This window comes from Spiroplasma endosymbiont of Colias croceus, assembly GCF_964020095.1.
In the GTDB taxonomy this organism is placed as follows: Bacteria; Bacillota_I; Bacilli_A; order Mycoplasmatales; family VBWQ01; genus Spiroplasma_E.
The window spans coordinates 1315792-1338268 of the sequence record NZ_OZ026536.1; the positions used below are offsets into that span (position 1 = coordinate 1315792).

Consider the following 22477-nt stretch of genomic DNA (forward strand, 5'->3'; position numbering starts at 1 on the left):
CAAAATCTTTATAATTAATATTAGTTTATATTAAAGGAATTGATAATATGTTTAAAATTTTATATACACTAGTTACTATTTCACTAGCCGCTTTTACTAATTTAAGCCAAGTGAAAATAAATAATTATCATCATAAAGAAATAAAATCAGAAAATACTATCCTAAATGAACAAAGTTTAACCTTAGCTTTTGAAAGTGGAAATTTTTATAATTGAAATGAAAATGATTCAACTAATTCTATTGCTGGTATTTTTACAAAGTCACAAGCACAATCTTATTTATTAAATAAGGATGGCACATATAATAATTTAGACTTACAAATTAATAATTTTATTAGATTTGATGATAACTTAGGAATTGCTACTTTAAATAATTTTCATAAAAGTGATGATACTAATTTTATTAATAATTCATTTTTAATGACTAAAAATGGTATTAGTGATGATGCTACTGCCATTGAAACTCCAAATCATACTTTTACTAACTTTGGTAATAATATCGTTAGTACCGATATTGGTGCTGACTTAATTAATACAGACGGAAAAGTAACTAACTTAGTTACTCCCTATCATTATGGAAAAGGTAAAACTAGTTTTACTACTATAAATGCTACTTTTGGTGTTTTTGTTGGTGGTGATCAAAATTCTTATATTCTAAAAGTTGATGGTAATATCAAGCCAATTAATATGAATGTTCCTAATCCAATACTATTAAATTCTTTTGTTGCCATTAATAATAATGGTGGCATTATTCGTGATGTTAATGGTCAATTATTTTATTTAACAATAGAAGATAATGGTAATGCTACAACAAAACCATTAATTATTAATAAGAAGCCACTGTTTAGTACTACTACTGTTTTTTTTAGCAAGACTGGTAACAATCAAGGAATTTTAAATGTAAATCTCAAAAATAGCTCCAAATTTTTTGGACAACCTTATCATTTAAGCATTACTGATAGTAATGATATTAAACTTACAAAAATTAATGAACATTATATGAGTAATTTCATTTTACTTCATGATGGTTTAGGTATTTTTATTGATGAACAAGAAATTGGCTATTTTGTAAATGAATTAGGTGCTTTTACTAAAATTGGTTATTGTGCCAATTTCCAAAGAATAAATGATAATCTTGGTTTTATTAATAATAGTACAAGTAAATTATTACTAAGTGATAGTAAAAATAACAATTGAAGTCGAATTAATACTATTAAATTTACTAAAACTAAAGATGAACAATTGACTAATTTTATTAATTCATATATTGATAAAGATAAACTTACTGCAGTTAATCGTACTAATAATTGAATTAGTAATAATAATCTAATTTTAAATGTAACTAATGATGAACTAAAAGATATTACTATTAATGATAATCAACCATTATTACCAAATATTAATAATAGTATTACAACTATTATTAATAGTAATTCTGAAATTAATATTAAATTTAAAGATGAAATAATAACTTACCATGTATTAATATATAATCAAAATATTTTGCCAACACTAGATAATAGTACTAATACTAATATTAAATATGTTGGAATAGTAAATAATAATTTATATGATATTAATAGCACTAATACTAATGACGGTTTTACAATTAATTTTAACTATGATAATACTATTCAATTTGTAAATATTATTACTATTGATAGTACTACTATGAATAAAATGAATTTATGAACATTAAAACCAAAAACTACTTTTAAATTAAATGCCAAAAGCAATAATAATGTATATTTACTACAAACTGTTAATTGAAATAATATTAGCAACTGACAATATTTTACTATTTATCATGGTAATAATTTACCTATTATTGAATTTTGAACTACTGATACTGGTATAAAATTATGAAATGCTGCTTTAAACTTAATTATAATTCTAAGGAACTAGAAAATATGAATGCAACAGAAATTAATAATCTAAGAAATTTATCAGTTAATTGAACAATTAATGAAGCGCGTGGTAATACTTTAGGTTATATTATTTCTGGTTTTCTTAGTATTGGTTTCATTTTAACTATTATTGCTATTATTTATGATTGATACTTAAAACAACAATTCAAAAAAAAGCAATCTAACACAAAGACAAATGTGAATTAATAAAAAATAACTGCTCTTTTATTTTTTTGGAATTATGTTTATCATTTTCTAAGCTATTTACTGCTTCAACATTAAGTGATAAACTTAGTTCATTAGATTTCCGTCTTTCACTTTGTTCTTCTCTTATTTTTCTAACTCAAGGATTAAATGAATTAGCAAAACCTAAAAAATCAGTTTGTTTTACAAAACAATTATTTGGAACATAATATCCTTTTGTTTTTATATAAAACAAAAAAGGTTCTAGAAATTTTTCTCATAAAAAAATTCCATCATTAAAAGATTCATAAACAGCAAAATAAGAAATAGTCTGTTTATCTACTTTTATTCCATTAGGAAATGTAAAATCAATTAATAATTGTTGATTAGGTAAAAAAAATGTATAAAAATTTTCATTAAAATCTCTAACGTTAATATTAACAAGTTCAAAAGAATGCTGAATTGGACATAATTGATCATTTATTCCCTCTTCATAACCCAAATTTTTACTTAATTTATCAAGAAATACTTTGTTTTCTAAAGTATTTAATATTTCTAAAGAGTATCTAAAATCAAAAAATTTTTCATAATTATGACCTTTTTTAAAAATTTTACTCAAATCTCTTTCTCTATAACTATTTGATCAACTATCTATTTTCAATGCTGCAAATGAATTAGTAGGTATTGGTGGTTGATGATATTTTATTGATTCATCTATTGTTCAACAAACTGCAAAAAGATCATAATCAGGAATTATTGGTTTTTTTTCTTTAGAAATTTCTTGACAAAAAATAGAAATTGGAAAATAAATTAAATTATTTTTTTCAATTTCTATTATTTCTTTTAAATCTCTATTATTTAAATTTTTAATATTATTTTCTTCATCAAGCGCAAAAATATAATAAACATTATATGTATTATTATTTTTTTCTTTTTCTAAATAAAGTACTATCTCGTTTTTTTTATTTTTTGGTTGACAACATTTAACAAAAATTTCATCCAAAAAAAATTCAGCATCAATAATTCCAAATTTTTCCATATTAACTAATAAAAAAAAAATGTTCATTAGTGATTTTTAAAATAGTTTCATTATTTTTTAATTTTAAAGAAACAGGATTTATTTTATTATCTTTATTATTTTTATTTAATTTTATTGAAAATTTCTTACAAAGAAGATTTATTTTTTCAGTTTGTGTTTCATTATCTTTTAATCCTATTTTGCTTAAAAATGTTAACTCATCTAAAGAAATTATAAAGCCAGATTGTACACCTCAATCAGAACTTTTATTTTTAATACTAAAATGTTTTGCTGGATATTTTTGAGGTATTAATACTTTTGTTATTGGATTAACATTTCTTACAATAAGAACTACATTTTCTTCTTGAGCAGTTTTAATAAAACCTGCAAAATGTTCTTCAAAAATTCCATTATTTTTGCATTGTTTAACTTCATCATTAACATAAATTTCCATAGTTTTTTATTTCTCCTTCTTTCTTTTTATCTGTTAATTACACTTCAAAAAAAGAAAAGAATTTTTCTTTTTTATTACTTTTTTTGTAACTAAAACATTAATTTATCAATATTTTTGGAATTATTTTTCTAATTTTATAAAAAATATCCTAAATAAGTGTACACATTTTTAAAAACAAAAAGGAAAAAAGACTATTTTTAAAAATAGTCTTTTTTATTAATTTTTCTAGTTTATTTTATATAAACATATAAAGTAAAAGTGAAATAACTATTGAAAGTGTTGATAAAATCAAAAATAAAATGCCTAAAACTAACATTTTATGTTTTTTACAAGCTATAATAGAATTAATTTGAATTCGTTTCAATAAGTCAGTTTCTTGATCTTGTAAAATTATTTCTTTAATACTATCACGTTTCATTTTTTGTAAATCTTTATAATAAAGAGTATAATCATTTTTTCTTATTTTATTAAGTTTTTTAGGTGTACTTCTTGGAAAAATTGTTAAAATAAAAAATAAAAATGCTAAACATAAAAACACTACATATAAAAGTACAAAAGTAAATAAAAAACATGTTTTAATTGTTATATTACAATTTTCAATATTTTTAAATATTGGTATTCAACCAAAAGACAGTCCTAAAAGAGCACCGGCAATAGCTGATAATATGCTAGCCTTTCCATCAAATCTTTCTATTTGTTTTTTAATTTCATTTAGTAAATTAACTTCATTGTCATTCATTAGTTAAAATTCCTTTTTATTAGTTATTGATTTAAATAAAAAATAAATTAAATTAATAATTAAATTTTATTTTTTTTAATTTCTATTTCTTTAAGCTACATTTAAATTTTTAAGTGTAACTAAAAAAACAATAACTATTCTTATCTTTGAAATTATTTTTATCAAGTTTATTTTTAATTTTGTTTTATAAAACATTATGATGATTTTTTGCAAACTTTGATAATTATTATTAACTATTAATAAAAAACTATCTAAAAAATAGTTTTTGGTTTTTTCAAACTAAGATTATTTTTATGGTTTTTGATAAGAAAATTTTTAAACATTAGAATGTTTTATAAAAGCATATTCAATTAAATTAATATTTGACTGTAAGTTATTATTAATTATAAAATTACATTAATATTTTAATATTGTTAATAAAAATTGACTTTAATTATAAATTAACTTTTGTTAATATTTTTAAATACTATTTTGATAATAATTTAAAACATTAATAATTAATATATTTAAATATATTTAACACTAATTCTTTTACCATTTAACTCCAGAGATAGTATAACGTTTTTATTTTTTATCTTCAACTATCAATATCAAATTATATTTTGATAAATTTATTCTTTTTATTAATTTAATATTATATTTTATATAAAAAAGCAAAATTATTAATTATTTACAACATACTATCAAATAAACAATTAAGTATTTCTAATTATTTTTATAACTTAAAATATCCTATTTAAATAAATTTTAAATAGGATAATAGTAATTTTTATAATTCTTTTTTTAATAAAATATTTAAATATTTAAGCCATTTTCTTTAATGTTTTTTTATTATTTTCTAATATTTTAAGTTTATAAATATAATTAATTATAAAGAAATATTATTTTTTTCAATAACGGAAGTAGATACTGTATCTTCTTTATTGATATCTAATACTACTGTTGCAGAAAAACTTTTTGTAACTGATTGACTATTTCTTTCAATAAATTGATCAAGTGCCTTTTGTACTTCTGATATTTTTAACAAACTTGCATATAATTGTTCAACATTACCTTTCAATAATAAACAATTTAAAAAACCCTTTTGTATATTATCTGTGATTTTCATTTTATTTAAATTAAAAATTGTATTAAGTAATATACTATTTTCAGTTTTTTCAATAGTTGGAGCAAAATAATTAGATATACCTTTATATTTTACTTCTAAGTTTTTATAAAAATGATTCATTATCTGAAAAAGATTTTTTTTACTAATAATTTCTTCGGGAAATAACTCTTTTAATAAATCAAGTCGTTTTAATTCTGTAATATTTAAATCTTTTTTTCATTATACTCTGATTTCATTTTTTTCCTACTTTCTTCAAGTTTCATTAATTCTAAATAAAATAAACCATTGTCATTTAAAAAATGACAATGGTTTATTTTACACTAGTAATTAATTGATATCATTATAATATACTTATTAAATTAAATCTACTAAAATTTAATAATTTTTCTATACTAAGTATGGATTATACTTTGATTATCTTCCTTAACACAATCATGAATTTTAACATCATAACTATCAAATAAATTTTCATAATCAACATTAAATGGCACTAGTAATTGGTTTTTACTAGAAAAACGAGTAATTAATAAGTGCAAATAATGATGATCATTATTGGCATTTAAAGTTTGTTCATAATAAGCGAACCGTTCTTTATACTTAAATTGAATTGCTAATACTTTAAAATTATGTGATAAATAATTACGAACATCTTTAATATACTCTAACTGTTCTAATAAAATTTTACTATCATTAAATTCTTTGATACCAAAATAATAAGCAATCTTAGCGATACTTTTATCATTTAAAGTTTGTAATAATTTCATTGTTCATTCAAATGACATAACTTCTATTAAACTGCGTATTGTTCGTGATTTTAAAACACCACTTCTATTATATTTATTATAACCAGCACGAATCAAACGTAAAGCTGTTTTCATTTGAGCTAGGTGTTCTGGATTAAGAAAAGTAGCATTATCTAAATTTTGAACATTATCATTAAAAAGTTGATGTAATAAAGCATTTTTTAAAGAATTTTCAATCATTAAAATATGTTTTAAATACAATAAACGTAAATCAATGTTTAATAATAATAAATCTTTAAGTTGATGTTGAGGATAATTACGCTTTAATAATTCTAAATATTTTTCTTCAACAATATTTTCTGCAAATCATTTTTTATTTAATAACATGTAATTCACTCCTTAAATAAACTAACCTCTAATTTTATAAATACCAACACGAATAGAAGAATTTTCAGATTCTTTTGTTTCACTTTTAATATCTACTTCTTTTTTTCTTCGTAACAACTCTTGTTCAATAAAGTCATCAACGTTCATATTGGTACTTTGATAAGTAGCAGTTCAATCAAATGTTTTATTAGTAAAGTTATTTTTGGCTTTATTACTATCTTTAAAAAATTCTTGTACTTCTTGATTCATAAATGCTTTTTGCTTACGTTTACGTGAAAATAAATTAGTAAAGAATTTCTTAAAATTAAAAATTGATCAAAACTGACGAAAATTAATAGTCATTGCTAAACCAAAAATTAAAATTGATGAATACAATAATGAATAACCGATAACTCGTAATACAAAACTATAATCTGTGAAATTATATGTTGGTGGATATTTGTCAAAGAAATAAAGGCATCCAAATAATGTTACTGCTAAAATTGGAATAATTAAAACTAAAGTATTTTGAATAATAAAACGTAAATCACTATTATACGTCAAATGTTTTCAAACATAAACTCAGATTGAAATTAAACGATAAACCCAACCAATACAACTTGATAAAAGAATCATATATAAACTTAATGATAAATATTGATAACTTTGATGTTTTCAACCTAAATTTGATAGTATTCAACCCAAAATAACACCTAAAACAAGATTTATTATTGATTGAATATATGAACCTCAAATTGTTTCTTTGTATTTTACAGTAGCATTTACAATAACTTTTCCTGGTTCGGTTGCCACTTGAATTGTATTTTTTAAAGATAAAAGTAAAATAAATCATGGTTGTGACAAAAATAAATTAATAAAAAGATTTTTTGAAGAATCAAAATTACCATCAGAATTATTAATATTTGTAATACTTAAAACAGACACTAAATATTGAGTAATAATAAATTGATTAATAAATAAAAAACCAGCAATCATATAAGCATATAACTCAAATTTAGTATACACAGTTCATCTAATTCGTCCACTTTTGGCAATTCAATATCCAAAAACTTCGCGAAAAGAACTAATTAAAATTAAAGCAATTGAGCGCATTGTTGTGGCAATAATAATATAAATAGTGTAAATTGATGTTGTTGTCAGTGATAAAAATAAAGTAATTAAAATAATATCAATGTTAGAAATAATCATGTCAGGTAAACGATTCAGGGCTACTCATCATGATTGTTTTAGCATCCTTTTTTGTTGTGTTCATTTTTTATGTTGTAATCATGGATATTCAATTTTAATAACGATAAAAGTAACAAATGCTTTTAATACACCACAAACAAAATAAGCAAAAAAAGGAATATACATATCTATTGGTTTACCATCAGATTTTCTAATAACTAATAACGTCATTAGTAAAATATACATAATAATCTCTGAAAAAATAAAAATTAAACGATTTAAATAACCTTTTTGATCAGCTTGAATTAAATTTTGATAAGCACCACTAAAATAAAAAAAGATTAATTCACGTGATCCTAAAGAAATAATAATAAGTGCTACTTGTCAAAAAGGAATTTCCATATCTAAACCAATTTCTGGTAAATGAACACTAGCTAATCCTAAAATAAAACCAGCACTGACAAGAATAATTAAATATATTCTTCCTGAATGATGATAATTTTTTCTTGTCGTATTAATAATATCGTTGACGGTTTCATAATCATCATTTTGTAAAGGACGATATAAAGAAAAAATGGTAATTAAACCAAGTCCTCCTTCTGTCAAACTAAGGTAAGTCAAAAAAGAAATAATAACACGAATTAAACCATTAATTTTTTCACCGTATGCTAAACCAGTAACATAAAGAAAAGTTAACTGTAAAATAGAGATAACAATTGTCACGATAACACCAACAATTGTATTAAAAATACCTTTTTTAGTTGTCATTACTTCACCCAATCTATATAAATAAAACTAATTTTGTTTTTTACTTAAATATGTTAACAACCCAAAATTAAAAGTTCAATATTATTAATCACTATTAAAAATAAAAAAAATAGCAAAAAAATAAAAATGTATTCTATATATTAGTATAGATTAATTTTATCATTTTTCTTTTTTAATCTGTTTAATTAAATCTGTTTTTAAATCTTTTATTATAAAATTTTGATCATTCAAATAAGTAAATGGTTCTTCTAAATCATTAAATGATAAATAATAAGCAAATAATGCAATTTTATTAGGAGTAACTATTGTTGACCCATACTTAGTGTCACCAACAATTGGTAAATTTAAAAATTGTAAAGTACTACGAATTTGATGTTTTCTACCAGTAACTAATTGACACTCAACTAAAGTAAAGTCTTTAGTATTAAATATTGGTGTAAAGATGGTGCTACAACTTTTACTTTGTTCACTTGGTTCAATTGAAAATTTCATTTTCATTGTTAACTCATCATGAGTAATATAACCAGAAATATTTAAATTTTTAGTTAATTGGCCAGAACAAATAGCCAAATATTTTTTAATAATTTGACCATTTTTGGTAGCATTATGAAATGCATTTTGTGTCATTTTATTTTTCGGATAAATAATTAAACCCTTAGTTAGTTTATCTAAACGATACTGATGACTAATATTAAATGTTTGCTCACGTTTCTTCTTCGGATATTTTTGTTGTAAATAATATTTTACCATGTTATCTAAGCAAGAACCATATGGTTGATGGACAACAATATTATGATCTTTATTAACAATTAAAAAATTATCATCTTCATAAAACAATTCAATTGGTGCTTCTTTAGTAATTTTTTCTGGTTTATAGTTAACAACTAAATTACTTTCATAAATGACTACTAAATCATTTTCTTGTAAGCGATATTTAAAATCAGTAGTAGTTTTATTATTAACTCTGATTTTTTTTGTTCTAAATAAACGATAAATTTTTGACAGTGGTAGTGTTTTAAATACTTTTTTTAAATAATTAATTAAAGTTTGATCAGCATCATTGGCAGTAATTGTTAGGGTAGTCATAATTTCTCCTTTTAATTTTTATTAATAAAACCAGAAATAGTTGCAATTAGATTAGAAAAAGCATGTAAACCAATAGTATATGTAGTATTACCGCGTGTCATTATAAATAATAAGGGTAATATAATACTAAATCCTAAATAACCAATAATATTATTTCAATCACCACTATCCATAACATGAATTGATGGGAAATAAATTAATGAAGCAGCATATGCTAACCAACGATAACGAACAATGGTAAAAGTACCATGACGATATGATATTTCTTCATTAATTGGAGCAATAAAAATAGTACTAAGAACTAAAACAAAAATGCCATATGGAGTATTCATTAATAAGTTTAAAACATCTTGATTTTTTGAAGTATTATTACTTGTTAACATATTAAATTCACTAAATTTAGGAATTATGTTGAAAATAATATTTAAAATAGTACCAATAACAGCAAAAATGGTAACTCAAGTTATTAAATCTAATTTTGCTTCTTTTAAAGTAGTAATAATTCTCTCACGTAATGATCTACAAAATATTAATACTAAAATTGATCCTAACAATTGAAATAATTGTTGAATTAAAAATGTAGTAGCAAGCGAAGTTACATCATCATCTTTACCACTAATAACTTTTGTTGCAATAAAAAATAAAAGAACAAATACTACACTAATAAAACCAAATACGCTATGACTATAAGCAGCCCACCCACCTTTTTTAATCATAGTTTCTCAATCAATACCAAGTGAAACAACTAACCCAAAAATTGGCAATAAACTAAAAATAAAAAGACTAAGAAATGAACTTTGACTAGTATCTTTTACAGCATAAGTTTTGATTAAACTATAAAGAATTGGAATTATAATAAAAGATATAAGATAAATTATTGTTAGAGTTCAACTGGCTGTTTTGAAATTAAAGTTATTGGTGTCATCACAACTAAGTGATTTTGAAGTAAATTTATCAATAAATGACTGTTTTTGTTCATTTTTTTCTAAATTATTACTATTAATGTTATCAGTTTGGTTTACATTAATTCTACGTATGATATCATTGTTGTGAGAAACATTAATTTGATTAGATTTTTTATTAAACATGTATAAGTACTGCACGAAAACTTTCACCCTTTGTTAGTAAAATTAGTATTTAATATTAATTTTTAGTATAACATATAGTGAGAAATCTTGTAATATAATAAACTTGTAATTTTACATTAATTTATTATAATGTAATGCAATATTTATATGTGAAGAGTTTAAAAAGAAAAGGAGGATAGAAAAGAATGCCTAAATACAAGATTAATATTATCGATTTACCATATAATTATGATGCTTTAGAACCTTATATTTCACAAGAAACAATGAAACATCATTATGAAGAACTTCATAAGAAATATTTAACTTCTTTAAAATTAGTGATGGATAAACATCCGAAAGTTTTTTCTGATTATAATATTGAAACTAAAGGGGAACTAAATCGTTTATTAAGTAATTATTGTAAATTAGAAGATATATGTGAGGATAAAGAAACTTGTAATGTAAAAAAATTACAAAGTAGCATTCGACAATTTGGTGGGGGAGTAATTAATCATAATCTTTTCTTTTCACTATTGGGGAAAAATAAAGGTTTTAATGAAAAATCAGCTATTGGTAAAGCAATAATTAATCGCTTTGAATCTTATGAAAAATTTGAAGCTGCTTTAACAAAAACTGCCATAGATATTTTTGGAAGTGGTTGAGCATGATTAGTAATTGACAATAATGGTACATTAAGACTATACAAAACTTTTAATCAAGACAATCCATGATTCTTGAATATGTATCCATTGATCGCTATTGATGTATGAGAACATGCACATTATCTACAATATAAAAACGAACAAGAGAAATACTTACAAGCATTATTAAAAGTTATCAATTGAGAACAAGTAAATAACAATTATCAAGAGTATTTAAATGAAAAAACTAAAAAATAAGTAAAAAAGAACTCAATTGAGTTCTTTTTTTATAATATTATTAATATTAATCTAATCTAAATTATTTTTTAGAAGAATTTTTCGAAGAAATAGCAGCAATTCTAGTTTTTTCAATTTCTGCTTTTTTTTCTATTTTAATTTTTTCAACATGCTTTTTAAAACCACATCGATTACAATTCAATTGAATATTTTTTGCTTCTAAAAATTCGGCAATTAAAATAACCCTACCACATCGATGACAAGCAAAAGCATTTTCTGGCTTTTGTGCTAAACGAACAGATGCATATGTATCTTTCATAACTTACTCCTAACTCATATAAAATTAAAGTAATTATTTTTAGTTTTAATACTATACTTAAAACTTATCAAAGGTTAATATTAAAAAATGTGTCTAGTTATATAAAAAAACCTTTAAGTCAAAATAAAATTAACAGGAGTTTAAAAACTAAATACTTAATTAGCCATTATTTTTTAATACTAATTTTATTATAATCATTTTTTTAAAAAAATGTATATTATTATTTATTTATTTTATTTACATTACTAAATTATACTTTTATAAAACAAGATTACAATTAAAGTAATAATTCATTTATAATTAATTATGTCTTATTAACAAACCAATTAGGGGAGAAAGTAATATGAGTAACAAAAATAATGATATTAAAAATGAAATAATACAATTAAGAAACCAAATTAAACAATGAAATTATGAATATCATGTTTTAGATAAACCTACTGTTAGTGACGAACTTTATGATAGCGCCTATCATAGATTAATAAAATTAGAAGAACAATATCCCCAATTTAATAGTAATGATTCTCCAACTAAAACTGTTGGTAATAAACCACTTAATTCTTTAACAAAAATTTTTCACCAACAACCAATGCTAAGTTTGGGTAATGCCTTTAACTATGAAGATTTACTAAAATTTGATCAACAAATTAAAAAAACATTATCAGAAAATAACATTGAATATGTTTGTGAGCTAAAAATTGATGGTCTATCAATTTCTATAACTTATGAAAAAGGAAAAATAAAAACTGCTGCTACCAGAGGTGATGGTATTGCTGGTGAAGACATTACCAATAATATTTTGACAATTAAAACAATACCAAAAACAATACCAATTAATTCTAAATTAGAAGTAAGAGGAGAAATATATTTAAGTAAAGAAGAATTTAATCGCATTAATGAAAAACAACAACAACAAAACTTACCACTCTTTGCTAATCCTCGCAATGCTGCAGCCGGTACTATTCGCCAACTTGATATTAATATTGTTAATTCAAGAAAATTAGATGGTTTTCTTTACTATTATATTAATGCTACTAATGATAATATTAAAACCCATGAACAAGCATTATTTACCTTACAAAAATATGGTTTCAAAATTAATGAACAATGACAGTTATGTAAAAATATTGAAGAAGTATGAACTTATATTCATAAATATGAAAAGTTAAGAAATACATTACCATATGAAATTGATGGTATTGTCATTAAAATTAATGATCTAACCAGTTATGATATGTTAGGAAGAACTAATAAGGCGCCAAAATGAGCAATAGCTTATAAATTTCCTGCTGTTACTAGTGTTACTAAGCTTTTAGATATATTTCCAACTGTTGGTAGAACAGGAAAAATAACCTATAATGCTAGATTACAACCAGTGATAATTGCTGGTACTACCGTTACTTTTGCCACACTTCATAATGGTGATTATATTATTAATCGTGATTTACGTATTAATGATTTAGTAAGTGTTAAAAAAGCGGGTGATATTATTCCAGAAGTAATTGCGCCAATTATTAGTAATCGTCAAATAAACAATATTATTTTTAAAAAAGCTATCCATTGTCCAGTGTGTAAAACAAAATTGGAACAAGTTCCGCCAGAAGTTGATCAATTTTGCATTAATAGTGATTGTCCATCACGAATTCTTAAATCATTAATGCACTTCTGTTCAAGAAATGCTATGGATATTATTGGTTTAAATGAAAAAATATTATTACGTTTTTTAGATTTAAAATGAATTAAAACTATTAGTGATATTTACAATTTAGTTAATTTACGAAAAGAAATACTATCATTACCACGTTTTGGTGAAAAATCTTTCACTAATCTTGCTAATTCAATTATTCTATCAAAACAAAATTCCTTAGAAAGACTTTTATTCGGTTTGGGAATTCGTCATGTTGGCCAAAAAACAGCAATTATTCTTGCAAAAAAATATTTAACTTTAAATAACTTAATGGAAGCAACCTTTGATGATCTAGCTAATACTAATGAAATTGGTCCAACAATTGCTACTAGTGTTATTGATTATTTCCTTAATCCTACTAATCAACAACTAATTACTAACTTGCAAAACTTTAAACTTAACTTTAATTATTTACAAAAAAACCAATCACAAGTATTGAATGGTAAAACTTTTGTCTTAACAGGAACTTTAACTAAAAGTCGTAACGAATTTATTCAATTATTAAATAACTATGGTGCTAAAATTACCAATACTATTAGTAATAATACTTCTTATTTAATTGTTGGAGAAAATCCAGGAAATAAATTAGCACAAGCACGCAAACTTAATGTTAAAATTATTAATGAAGAGCAATTACAAAATTTATTGAAAGAGGTAGCAAAAAATGGATAAAATTGAAAAGAAAATGACAACAAAAATGCTACATGAATTTGCTAACGAACTTATGTTCAATTTAAGCGAAGAACAATGTGAAAATCTTTTACTAGAATTTAAAGCTATTGAAAAACAAATGGAAATTGTGACAAATATTAATACAAATGATATTGAACCTTTAAATTACCCATTTCCTATTATTAATAATTTATTACGTTCCGATAATGTTGGAACTCATTTAACATCTAAAACTGTTTTAAATATTGCTCCAGAAGTTGAAAATAATTACATTAGTATTAATCAGGTGATTAATCATGAAAATTAATTACCACCAACTTTCAATTCGTCAACTTCATGAACTATTAAAAACAAAAATACTTACTCCAGATCAATTAACTAAATTAGTATACAAACGATTAGAACAATTCAAAAAATTAAATGCTGTTGTTACTTCACTGGAACAAAATGCCATTAAACAAACAAAATCAATTACTGAACAAGAAATTAATGATAATTTATTAGCAGCAATTCCATTTGTAATGAAAGATAATATTGCTACTATTAATTTCTTAACAACAGGTTCATCAAAAATTCTTGCTAATTTTATTCCTAATTATGACAGTACTGTTAATATGTTATTAACAAATAATAAAGCCATTAATATAGCTAAAACTGCTCTTGATGAACTAGGAATGGGTGGAGATGGTTTATATGCAGCTACCGGTCATGTCTTAAACCCTTGGAATTTAAAACATATCACTGGTGGTAGTTCTAGTGGCAGTGCAGCTTTAGTCGCTGCTGGAATTGTACCATTTGCTTTAGGAACAGATACTGGTGATTCAATACGTAAACCTGCCGCTTATTGTGGTATTGTTGGTTTTAAACCAACATATGGTTTAATTTCAAGAAATGGTGTTTTTCCTTATGCTCCAAGTTTAGACACAGTTGGTATATTTACTAATCATGTCGAAGATATTGCCATTGTCTTGGATAGTATTGCTTTATTTGATGAACAAGACTTTACTAGTGTTCAAAGTAAAGAAAAAGATTATACTCAAAACTTAAATCAAAATATAGAAGGTAAAAATATTGCTATTTTAAATTATAATGATTATCAGTGAAATGATATAGTTAAATCTAGTTTTGATGAAGCAATAAAGCATTTAACTGATGGTGGTGCAAAAGTTCAACAAATTGAATTTAATAAAGAATTATTACAATCTTTATTACCAGTCTATATGATTATTTCTTTTGCTGAAGCAACTAGTTGCCACGCAAATCTAACTGGTATTAATTTTGGTGTTCGTAAAAATGGTAAAAATTATCAAGAAGTTATGACAAATTCACGAACATTTGGTTTCGGTGATATGGTAAAACGCAGATACATTATTGGTGCATATGCTTTATCTGAAAATCATCAAGAAGAATTATTTAACAAAGCTAAAAAAGTAAGAAGATTAATTGTTGAACATTTAAATACTATCTTTAAAAAATATGATGCTTTCATTATTATGCCAAATATTAATCCAGCTCCAAAAATTAAAGATGTATTAGAACAGAAAAAAGTTATTAAAAGTGAACATGATTATTTAGAAGACTTACTACTACTTTCTAATTTAAATGGTGGACCAAGCATTAATATTCCGTTAACTACTGTTAATGGTTTACCGATTGGTTTTAATATTAATGGTGCACCTTTTAATGATCAAGTTATATTGAATATTGCTTCATTTTTAAGTAAAAAAATTAATTTTAATAATAAACTACTAGGTGATGATCATGAATAATAAATATGATGTTGTAATGGGTATTGAAATCCACTGTGAATTAAAAACTAAAACTAAATGTTTTTCCAACGCCGCCAATACTTTTGGTCAAAAACCAAATACTCAAATTAATGCCATTGATTGCGGATATCCAGGAACATTACCAACAGTTAATCAAGCTGTTATTATAATGGCAATTCAAACATGTACTGCTTTAAAAATGAATATTGATCCACTCTTACGTTTTGATCGAAAAAGTTATTTTTATCCCGATTTACCTAAAGGTTATCAAATCACACAATTTTTTCATCCAATTGGCACAAATGGTGAATTACCAATAGTTGTAAATAATGAAGAATTTATTGTTAATTTTGAACGCTTACATATTGAAGAAGATACAGCAAAACAAATTCATAATAATAAAAAAACATTATTAGACTATAATCGAGCGGGAATTCCCTTATTGGAAATTGTTACTAAACCAATTTTTAACACAAGTGAACAAGTAGTAGCATATATTAATACTCTACGTCAATTATTAATTCATTTACAAGTTAGTGATGCTAAAATGAATGAAGGCTCATTACGATGTGATATTAATATATCGTTAAAACCACATGGTAGTGATATTTTAGGTACCAAAGTTGAAATTAAAAACTTAAATTCTACACATAATATTACTTTAGCAATAAATGATGAAATTAATCGTCAAACTAATATTTTAAATAAAAAACAAAAAATTAATCTTGAAACTAGAAGATTTGATGAAAAAACTAATAAAACCGTTAGCATGCGTAGCAAAGAAAATAAAATTGATTATAAATATTTTCCTGAACCAAATATTTTTCCAATTCAACTAGACGAAAAATGAATCAAAATGATTGCTAAAAATCTTCCTGAATTGCCTAAAGAAATAATGGAAAGATTAAAAAAACAATACAATCTACCAACAAAAGATATTAATTTATTAATTGACAAAGTAGAAATATTAACTATTTTTGAACAAACAGTTGTCATTAATAATTTAGCATTACCTACCTTTAATTATTTAGTAGGTCCTGTGCAAGCTTATTGTAATACTAATAACACTACTATTAAAAACAGCGAACTTACTGCTAATAATCTATCACAATTAGTTAGTCTAGTTTATGAGCAAAAAATTAATGATAAACAAAGTAAACAGTTATTAAATGCAATTATGATTAATAGTGAAAAAAGCCCTACCGATCTTATTAGAACATTAGGTATTACTTTAGTAAGTGATAGTAATGATTTAGAAAAAATATTAATCACAATTTTAAAAGCAAATGAAAACATGATTACTATTTATAAAGTCAATCCAGAAAAAGCAATGAAATTTTTTATCGGTCAATTAATGAAACTAACTAAAGGACAAGCAAATCCACAAGTTTCTAAAGAAATATTAAAAAAATTGATTGAAAACTATAATTAGTTTCAATCAATTTTTAATTATGAATTTTTATATTATACTTTGAATATTTTTATTATCAATTTTGGTAATGTTTAGTAATCTGTGTAACTTACAAAAATAACTATGTTTAATTAGTTCTAGTAAATATTAGTTCTAGTAAATATAATTAATTTTCTAGAAAGAGTGAGTTACAGATGGCTAAAAAGCAAAATATGAATAACAATGATCCAATATCACAAGCAGTAGATTTATTATTAGAAAATACTGAAGATTTAACAACAGTTTTTAAAGAGGGAGGATTATATAAAGAATTAACAAAAAGATTAGTAGAAAAAATGTTGAATTCTGAGATGCAAAATTATTTAGGATATGATAAGAATCAACATAGTAATAGTGACAATGCTCGTAATGGTATAAGTTCAAAAAAATTAATAACCCAACAAGGTAAAATTGAAATTGATGTACCAAGAGATCGTAATAGTAATTTTAATCCTGTAATAGTTGCAAAAAGACAAAGAAGATTTGATGGTTTTGATCAACAAGTTCTTTCTTTATATGCAAAAGGTATGACATTATCAGATATTAGAATGCAATTACAAGAGTTATATCATGGTGCTGATATTAGTGAAAGTGTTATTAGTCAAATTACTGATGATGTTATTGATGACGTCAAAGCATGGCAAAATCGACCATTAGATAGTAGACTTCTTGCAAAACCTATCTATTAAAAATTTAATTTTTAAAATAAAATTAAATTTTTAATAGATAGGTAATCTATGATGTTTGATAAATTAAAAACTATTAACAATCCAGAATTATTAAGATTAACTGGTATAAATGATATTATTTTTAATAAAATTCTAGAAATTTTAAAGACAGAAGAAGTAAAAAAGTTTAAAAATGGTGGTACACCTAATAAATTATCATTAGAAAATCGTTTATTAATGACTTTAGAATATTGAAGAGAGTATCGAACTTATTTTCATATTGCTAAAAGTTATGGAATTAGTGAAAGTAGTTGCTATAGGAATATCAAGTGAATAGAAAATACTTTAATAAAACATCCTGATTTTCAACAACTTGATGGGCAAAAATCACTGTTAAATAATAATTTTAAAGATAAAACAGTTATCATTGATGTGACTGAAAGTACTATTCAACGCCCAAAAAAAGTCAAAAACAATATTATTCAGGAAAAAAGAAAAAACATACAATAAAAACTCAAGTCATAATTGAAAAAGATAGTAAAAAAATTATAAGTTCTTATTTTTCTTATGGTAAAAATCATGATTTTAAAATTTTAAAAAATTCAAAAACGAAATTTTTATCAGAAACAACTATTTTAGTAGATTTAGGATATCAAGGTATACAAAACATACATAAAAATGTCTTATTACCTAAACGAAAATCAAAGAAAAACCCTTTAACTAAAGAAGAAAAGAAAAATAATAAGGCTATTTCAAAAATGAGAGTTGTTATTGAACATGTTTTTGCGATTCTTAAAAAATTTAAAATTATTAGTGAAAAATATCGAAATAGAAGAAAAAAATTTGCATTAAGATTTAATTTAATAGCTTCAATTTATAATTTACAATTATTAATTTAAATATATTTGATAATTTAATATTTTATCTTTTATTTAAAGAAAATTAAATTATATCCACATTTGAAATACGTCCTATCAATTGTATGTTGAGCATGTTTTCCTAATTCAATTGCTGCTAATACAACCTTTTTCTCATTTAATGCTTTATTCATTAATTTAATATTACCATCCATAATAATAATATCTTCTTTGATTATTTCATCATTTTTCATTATAATCACCCTTTCTATCAATTAATATTATAACGCTATTTAAAAAAAGAAATAGTAATTGGAATTACTATTCTAACGATATCTTTCTACATAGTGACTAACTAAACCACGATAAATAAAAGGTATTGTTAATTGCATAATTGGATAAGTAAACAAAAAAATATGAATAAAATTGTAAACTAATGAGTAAAAAAGAGGATTAAATCCTGATCAAATATTTTTACTTCCATCAGCATTAGTAATTTGTGATCAAATAAAATATCCTGCTATTGTTTGTCAAAAATAAATAATTAAACAAACTAAAAAACAATGTAAAAAATAATTAATATAAGTAAAAATTGATTTATCAGCTTTTAAATTAAAACGTAATAATGAAATAATAGCGGGTGTTGTCATTGGCAAAAAATAATCTAATAAATAACTTCAAGCACTAATAACATAACCACCACTAATAAATAATAATGACATTAAAGCACTAATCATACCCGTTAATCATCCACCTGCAAAGCCAATAATATAACTAATAACCATTAAAGGTATATATTTAATAGCAATACCGCCGCCGTATGGCATTTTTGGTAATAAATTTTGTTCAATAAAAGCACAAGCAATAGTTACACCAGTAAATAAACCAATAATTGTATAATCAATAACTAATCATCGTTTAATACCAAATGCAAATTTAAAATTAGTTCATCATCTTGTTTTTAAAATGGAAAAAGTTTCTTCTTTTTGTCATTGATAATGTTTAATTAAATTAAAAATTAATGCAATGGGATTGATACTAAAAATTGATAGTAATGTAACAATAACAATATTTTTATGAATATCTTCTATTTTAACTGTTCATGTAATAACAGATAATAAAATTGATGAAATTAATAATAAACAAAGAATTAATATTAAATAAATTTTACTGCTATAAAATTGTCAACCAGTAATAGTAGTAACTTTAAAAAAGTGATTAATACTACTAGCAGGTAAAATACTAATAATAACTGTTAATGTTAGAAGAGTAATTAAACTAAAAATGGCTGATGCTTTAATTAACATTCCTACCTCCAGTTTGCTTTTAACTTTATTATAATTGATAGTTGTTAATAGTTGTTCTTTAAACATAATAAAATGATAACTCCTTTAATTTATCTTACATAACAAAAAAGGAGTTATCATTTTTTAAAATATAAAAAATAAAGTCTCCCTCCGCTAGTACTAACTAGATCAGGTTATAGGGTATTTCTCAGGCAATGCCACCCCTGCTTTATATAATATATGCAAATTAATCCATATTTACTACTATTATAACATTCAAAATATTTTTTTAAATATAAAAGACATATTCCGTAATTAAATTTTTTAAAAGTCAATTAATAATTTTAAAATTTATTTTATAATTTTGTTATTAACAATAAATTTAGAAAAGTGTTGATAAAAATGATTTTTGAAAATTTAAAAAAATTAAAAAATGAAGAATTTTATAGATATTTTGGTATAAAACGTTTTCATTTTAATGAAATGTTAGAAAAATTAATTGAAATAGAAAAATTAGAAAAAAATAAAGGTCGAAAAAATAAACTTTCAGTAGAAGAAAGATTAATGATGACTTTATTATACTGAAAAGAATATTATACTTTTTTTCAAATGAGTATTAAATCTAAAATGAGCCCATCAAGTTGTTTTCGAAATATTACTTGAGTAGAAAATAAACTTAGTAACCACAAAGATTACCAATTTTTAAAAGAAAGATATAAATTAAAAATTGATAAAAAACAAGAAAATTCAAATGAATTTCAATTTTATTTAATTGATTCAACTGAGATTGAAATTGAAAGACCAACTAAAAAAAACTACAGTTAGAATATTTTTCTGGTAAAAGTTGAATGTATTCTATAAAATTTCAAATTGTATATGATTTTTTTAATAAAAAAATTGTTGATATTTTTGCTGATAATGGTAAAGTGCATGATTTTCAAATATTAAAAAATTCAAATCTTGAATTTTCAGAAAAAACAATAATTATTGGTGATTTAGGATATCAAGGTATACAAAATATTTATAAAAATACAATAATACCAATTAAAAGAACTAAAAATAAAAAATTAACTAAACAAGAAAGAAAATACAATAAGATTGTATCTAAAATTAGAATTAAAGTTGAACATGTCTTTGCTTGATTGAAAAGATTCAAAATTTTAGTAAATAAATGTAGAAAATCTAAATTTAGACTTATGTACTTAAGATTTAACTTACTTTGTGAAATTTTTAATAAAATAAAACCATTAAAATAAAAAAAATATTAAAAATATTTTTTTAAAATTTAAATTTTTATCGAGTTAATATAAAAATATTATTAACAATTTTTTGTTTAAAATGTAAACTCATTTTTTAAACTATTTTTTCAAAAAATATTTATTTCTATATTCAATAACACTAAATAGTTTTAAAACAATTTTATTGACAATTAATTAAATTTAATTACGGAATATGTCCAAAATATATTTTTTTATGATTTTTAGTTTAAATTAAAATTTGCTCTATTTTTATTTGAAATTTATTTGAAAAAAAATAAAATATATTAGACTTCTTGCAAAACCTATCTATTAAAAATTAAATTTTTAAAATAAAATTAAAAATAAAAAAGATAGGTAATCTATGATGTTTGATAAATTAAAAACTATTAACAATCCAGAATTATTAAGATTAACTGGTATAAATGATATTATTTTTAATAAAATTCTAAAAATTTTAAAGACAGAAGAAGTAAAAAAGTTTAAAAATGGTGGTACACCTAATAAATTATCATTAGAAAATCGTTTATTAATGACTTTAGAATATTGAAGAGAGTATCGAACTTATTTTCATATTGCTAAAAGTTATGGAATTAGTGAAAGTAGTTCCTATAGGAATATCAAGTGAATAGAAAATACTTTAATAAAACATCCTGATTTTCAACAACTTGATGGGCAAAAATCACTGTTAAATAATAATTTTAAAGATAAAACAGTTATCATTGATGTGACTGAAAGTACTATTCAACGCCCAAAAAAAGTCAAAAACAATATTATTCAGGAAAAAAGAAAAAACATACAATAAAAACTCAAGTCATAATTGAAAAAGATAGGACATATTCCGTAATTAAATTTAATTAATTGTCAATAAAATTGTTTTAAAACTATTTAGTGTTATTGAATATAGAAATAAATATTTTTTGAAAAAATAGTTTAAAAAATGAGTTTACATTTTAAACAAAAAATTGTTAATAATATTTTTATATTAACTCGATAAAAATTTAAATTT

The 22477-nt window shown here is 22.6% G+C and carries 22 protein-coding genes, 1 pseudogene and 1 riboswitch; of the genes and pseudogenes, 12 read left to right on the top strand and 11 right to left on the bottom strand.

Translation table 4 applies throughout. The features are described 5' to 3' along the window. Positions 1-47: 47 nt before the first annotated feature. Both AACL24_RS08200 and AACL24_RS08205 read left to right on the top strand, forming a co-directional pair. Positions 48-1904, top strand: coding sequence for a hypothetical protein (locus AACL24_RS08200; protein ID WP_339046042.1), 1857 nt, complete (start codon positions 48-50; stop codon positions 1902-1904). A 5-nt stretch (positions 1905-1909) separates the two neighbouring features. Beyond that, positions 1910-2113: a hypothetical protein gene (locus tag AACL24_RS08205; protein WP_339046044.1), complete on the top strand. Its 204-nt coding sequence runs from the start codon at positions 1910-1912 to the stop codon at positions 2111-2113. Here AACL24_RS08205 and AACL24_RS08210 read toward each other — a convergent pair. From AACL24_RS08210 to AACL24_RS08245, 8 genes are all read right to left on the bottom strand, one after another. Then, positions 2088-3128 carry a hypothetical protein gene (locus AACL24_RS08210; protein WP_339046046.1) on the bottom strand — a complete coding sequence of 347 codons (1041 nt, stop codon included), beginning with the start codon at positions 3126-3128 and terminating at the stop codon, positions 2088-2090. The genes AACL24_RS08205 and AACL24_RS08210 overlap by 26 nt on opposite strands. 1 nt (position 3129) lies before the next feature. Continuing rightward, complete coding sequence (locus AACL24_RS08215; protein WP_339046048.1) at positions 3130-3561, bottom strand: anthrax toxin-like adenylyl cyclase domain-containing protein; 432 nt, start codon at positions 3559-3561, stop codon at positions 3130-3132. Between the two features lie 235 nt (positions 3562-3796). Continuing rightward, positions 3797-4300 carry a Pycsar system effector family protein gene (locus AACL24_RS08220; protein ID WP_339046050.1) on the bottom strand — a complete coding sequence of 168 codons (504 nt, stop codon included), beginning with the start codon at positions 4298-4300 and terminating at the stop codon, positions 3797-3799. 868 nt (positions 4301-5168) lie between these two features. Beyond that, positions 5169-5528 (bottom strand): hypothetical protein, encoded by a 360-nt coding sequence (locus AACL24_RS08225; RefSeq protein ID WP_339046052.1) that lies wholly within the window; start codon positions 5526-5528, stop codon positions 5169-5171. A gap of 272 nt (positions 5529-5800) precedes the next feature. Continuing rightward, positions 5801-6538, bottom strand: a complete 738-nt coding sequence (locus tag AACL24_RS08230; RefSeq protein WP_339046054.1) for an Abi family protein — start codon at positions 6536-6538, stop codon at positions 5801-5803. Positions 6539-6559: 21 nt separating this feature from the next. Continuing rightward, positions 6560-8473 carry a hypothetical protein gene (locus AACL24_RS08235; RefSeq protein WP_339046056.1) on the bottom strand — a complete coding sequence of 638 codons (1914 nt, stop codon included), beginning with the start codon at positions 8471-8473 and terminating at the stop codon, positions 6560-6562. A 156-nt stretch (positions 8474-8629) separates the two neighbouring features. Then, positions 8630-9559, bottom strand: coding sequence for an RluA family pseudouridine synthase (locus AACL24_RS08240; protein ID WP_252319191.1), 930 nt, complete (start codon positions 9557-9559; stop codon positions 8630-8632). Between the two features lie 11 nt (positions 9560-9570). Further along, positions 9571-10275 (bottom strand): CPBP family intramembrane glutamic endopeptidase, encoded by a 705-nt coding sequence (locus AACL24_RS08245; protein WP_339046059.1) that lies wholly within the window; start codon positions 10273-10275, stop codon positions 9571-9573. Positions 10276-10832: 557 nt separating this feature from the next. Here AACL24_RS08245 and AACL24_RS08250 point away from each other — a divergent pair. Beyond that, positions 10833-11525, top strand: coding sequence for a superoxide dismutase (locus AACL24_RS08250; protein WP_339046061.1), 693 nt, complete (start codon positions 10833-10835; stop codon positions 11523-11525). A 61-nt stretch (positions 11526-11586) separates the two neighbouring features. On the opposite strand, the gene AACL24_RS08255 is transcribed toward AACL24_RS08250, so the two are convergent. Beyond that, positions 11587-11823 (bottom strand): hypothetical protein, encoded by a 237-nt coding sequence (locus AACL24_RS08255; RefSeq protein WP_252319187.1) that lies wholly within the window; start codon positions 11821-11823, stop codon positions 11587-11589. A 343-nt stretch (positions 11824-12166) separates the two neighbouring features. Between AACL24_RS08255 and ligA the strand changes: the two genes are divergently transcribed. The 6 genes and pseudogenes from ligA to AACL24_RS08285 all read left to right on the top strand — a co-directional run bounded on the left by ligA (position 12167) and on the right by AACL24_RS08285 (position 18968). Further along, positions 12167-14182 carry an NAD-dependent DNA ligase LigA gene (gene ligA, locus AACL24_RS08260; RefSeq protein ID WP_339046063.1) on the top strand — a complete coding sequence of 672 codons (2016 nt, stop codon included), beginning with the start codon at positions 12167-12169 and terminating at the stop codon, positions 14180-14182. Continuing rightward, on the top strand, positions 14175-14489 hold the full coding sequence (gatC, locus tag AACL24_RS08265) for an Asp-tRNA(Asn)/Glu-tRNA(Gln) amidotransferase subunit GatC (protein ID WP_338959780.1): 315 nt from the start codon (positions 14175-14177) through the stop codon (positions 14487-14489). The genes ligA and gatC overlap by 8 nt, the downstream gene beginning before the upstream one ends. Continuing rightward, positions 14479-15951: an amidase family protein gene (locus AACL24_RS08270; protein ID WP_252319184.1), complete on the top strand. Its 1473-nt coding sequence runs from the start codon at positions 14479-14481 to the stop codon at positions 15949-15951. Before gatC ends, AACL24_RS08270 begins: the two co-directional genes overlap by 11 nt. After that, the gene (gene gatB / locus AACL24_RS08275; RefSeq protein ID WP_339046066.1) at positions 15944-17383 is read left to right on the top strand and encodes an Asp-tRNA(Asn)/Glu-tRNA(Gln) amidotransferase subunit GatB; all 1440 of its coding nucleotides are present in this window, start codon (positions 15944-15946) and stop codon (positions 17381-17383) included. The genes AACL24_RS08270 and gatB overlap by 8 nt, the downstream gene beginning before the upstream one ends. 173 nt (positions 17384-17556) lie before the next feature. Further along, a pseudogene (locus AACL24_RS08280) lies at positions 17557-18063 on the top strand (transposase); the annotation flags it as partial. A 75-nt stretch (positions 18064-18138) separates the two neighbouring features. Beyond that, a protein-coding gene (locus tag AACL24_RS08285; protein WP_339045885.1) for an IS5 family transposase occupies positions 18139-18968 on the top strand; the annotation gives its coding sequence in 2 pieces (ribosomal slippage) (positions 18139-18535 and positions 18535-18968; 831 coding nt in all). A 29-nt stretch (positions 18969-18997) separates the two neighbouring features. On the opposite strand, the gene AACL24_RS08290 is transcribed toward AACL24_RS08285, so the two are convergent. Continuing rightward, positions 18998-19180 carry a hypothetical protein gene (locus AACL24_RS08290; RefSeq protein WP_339046068.1) on the bottom strand — a complete coding sequence of 61 codons (183 nt, stop codon included), beginning with the start codon at positions 19178-19180 and terminating at the stop codon, positions 18998-19000. Positions 19181-19252: 72 nt separating this feature from the next. Then, entirely contained in the window at positions 19253-20233 is a 981-nt protein-coding gene (locus tag AACL24_RS08295) for an energy-coupled thiamine transporter ThiT (protein WP_339046070.1), read from the bottom strand. A 127-nt stretch (positions 20234-20360) separates the two neighbouring features. Next, positions 20361-20448, bottom strand: a riboswitch (TPP riboswitch). 166 nt (positions 20449-20614) lie between these two features. Between AACL24_RS08295 and AACL24_RS08300 the strand changes: the two genes are divergently transcribed. The 3 genes from AACL24_RS08300 to AACL24_RS08310 all read left to right on the top strand — a co-directional run bounded on the left by AACL24_RS08300 (position 20615) and on the right by AACL24_RS08310 (position 22273). Next, entirely contained in the window at positions 20615-21037 is a 423-nt protein-coding gene (locus tag AACL24_RS08300; RefSeq protein ID WP_339045912.1) for a transposase family protein, read from the top strand. A gap of 23 nt (positions 21038-21060) precedes the next feature. Then, a complete protein-coding gene (locus AACL24_RS08305) occupies positions 21061-21468 on the top strand; it encodes a transposase family protein (protein WP_339045908.1) in 408 nt (135 codons plus the stop codon). Between the two features lie 364 nt (positions 21469-21832). Continuing rightward, complete coding sequence (locus AACL24_RS08310) at positions 21833-22273, top strand: transposase family protein (protein ID WP_339046072.1); 441 nt, start codon at positions 21833-21835, stop codon at positions 22271-22273. Positions 22274-22477 lie beyond the last annotated feature (204 nt).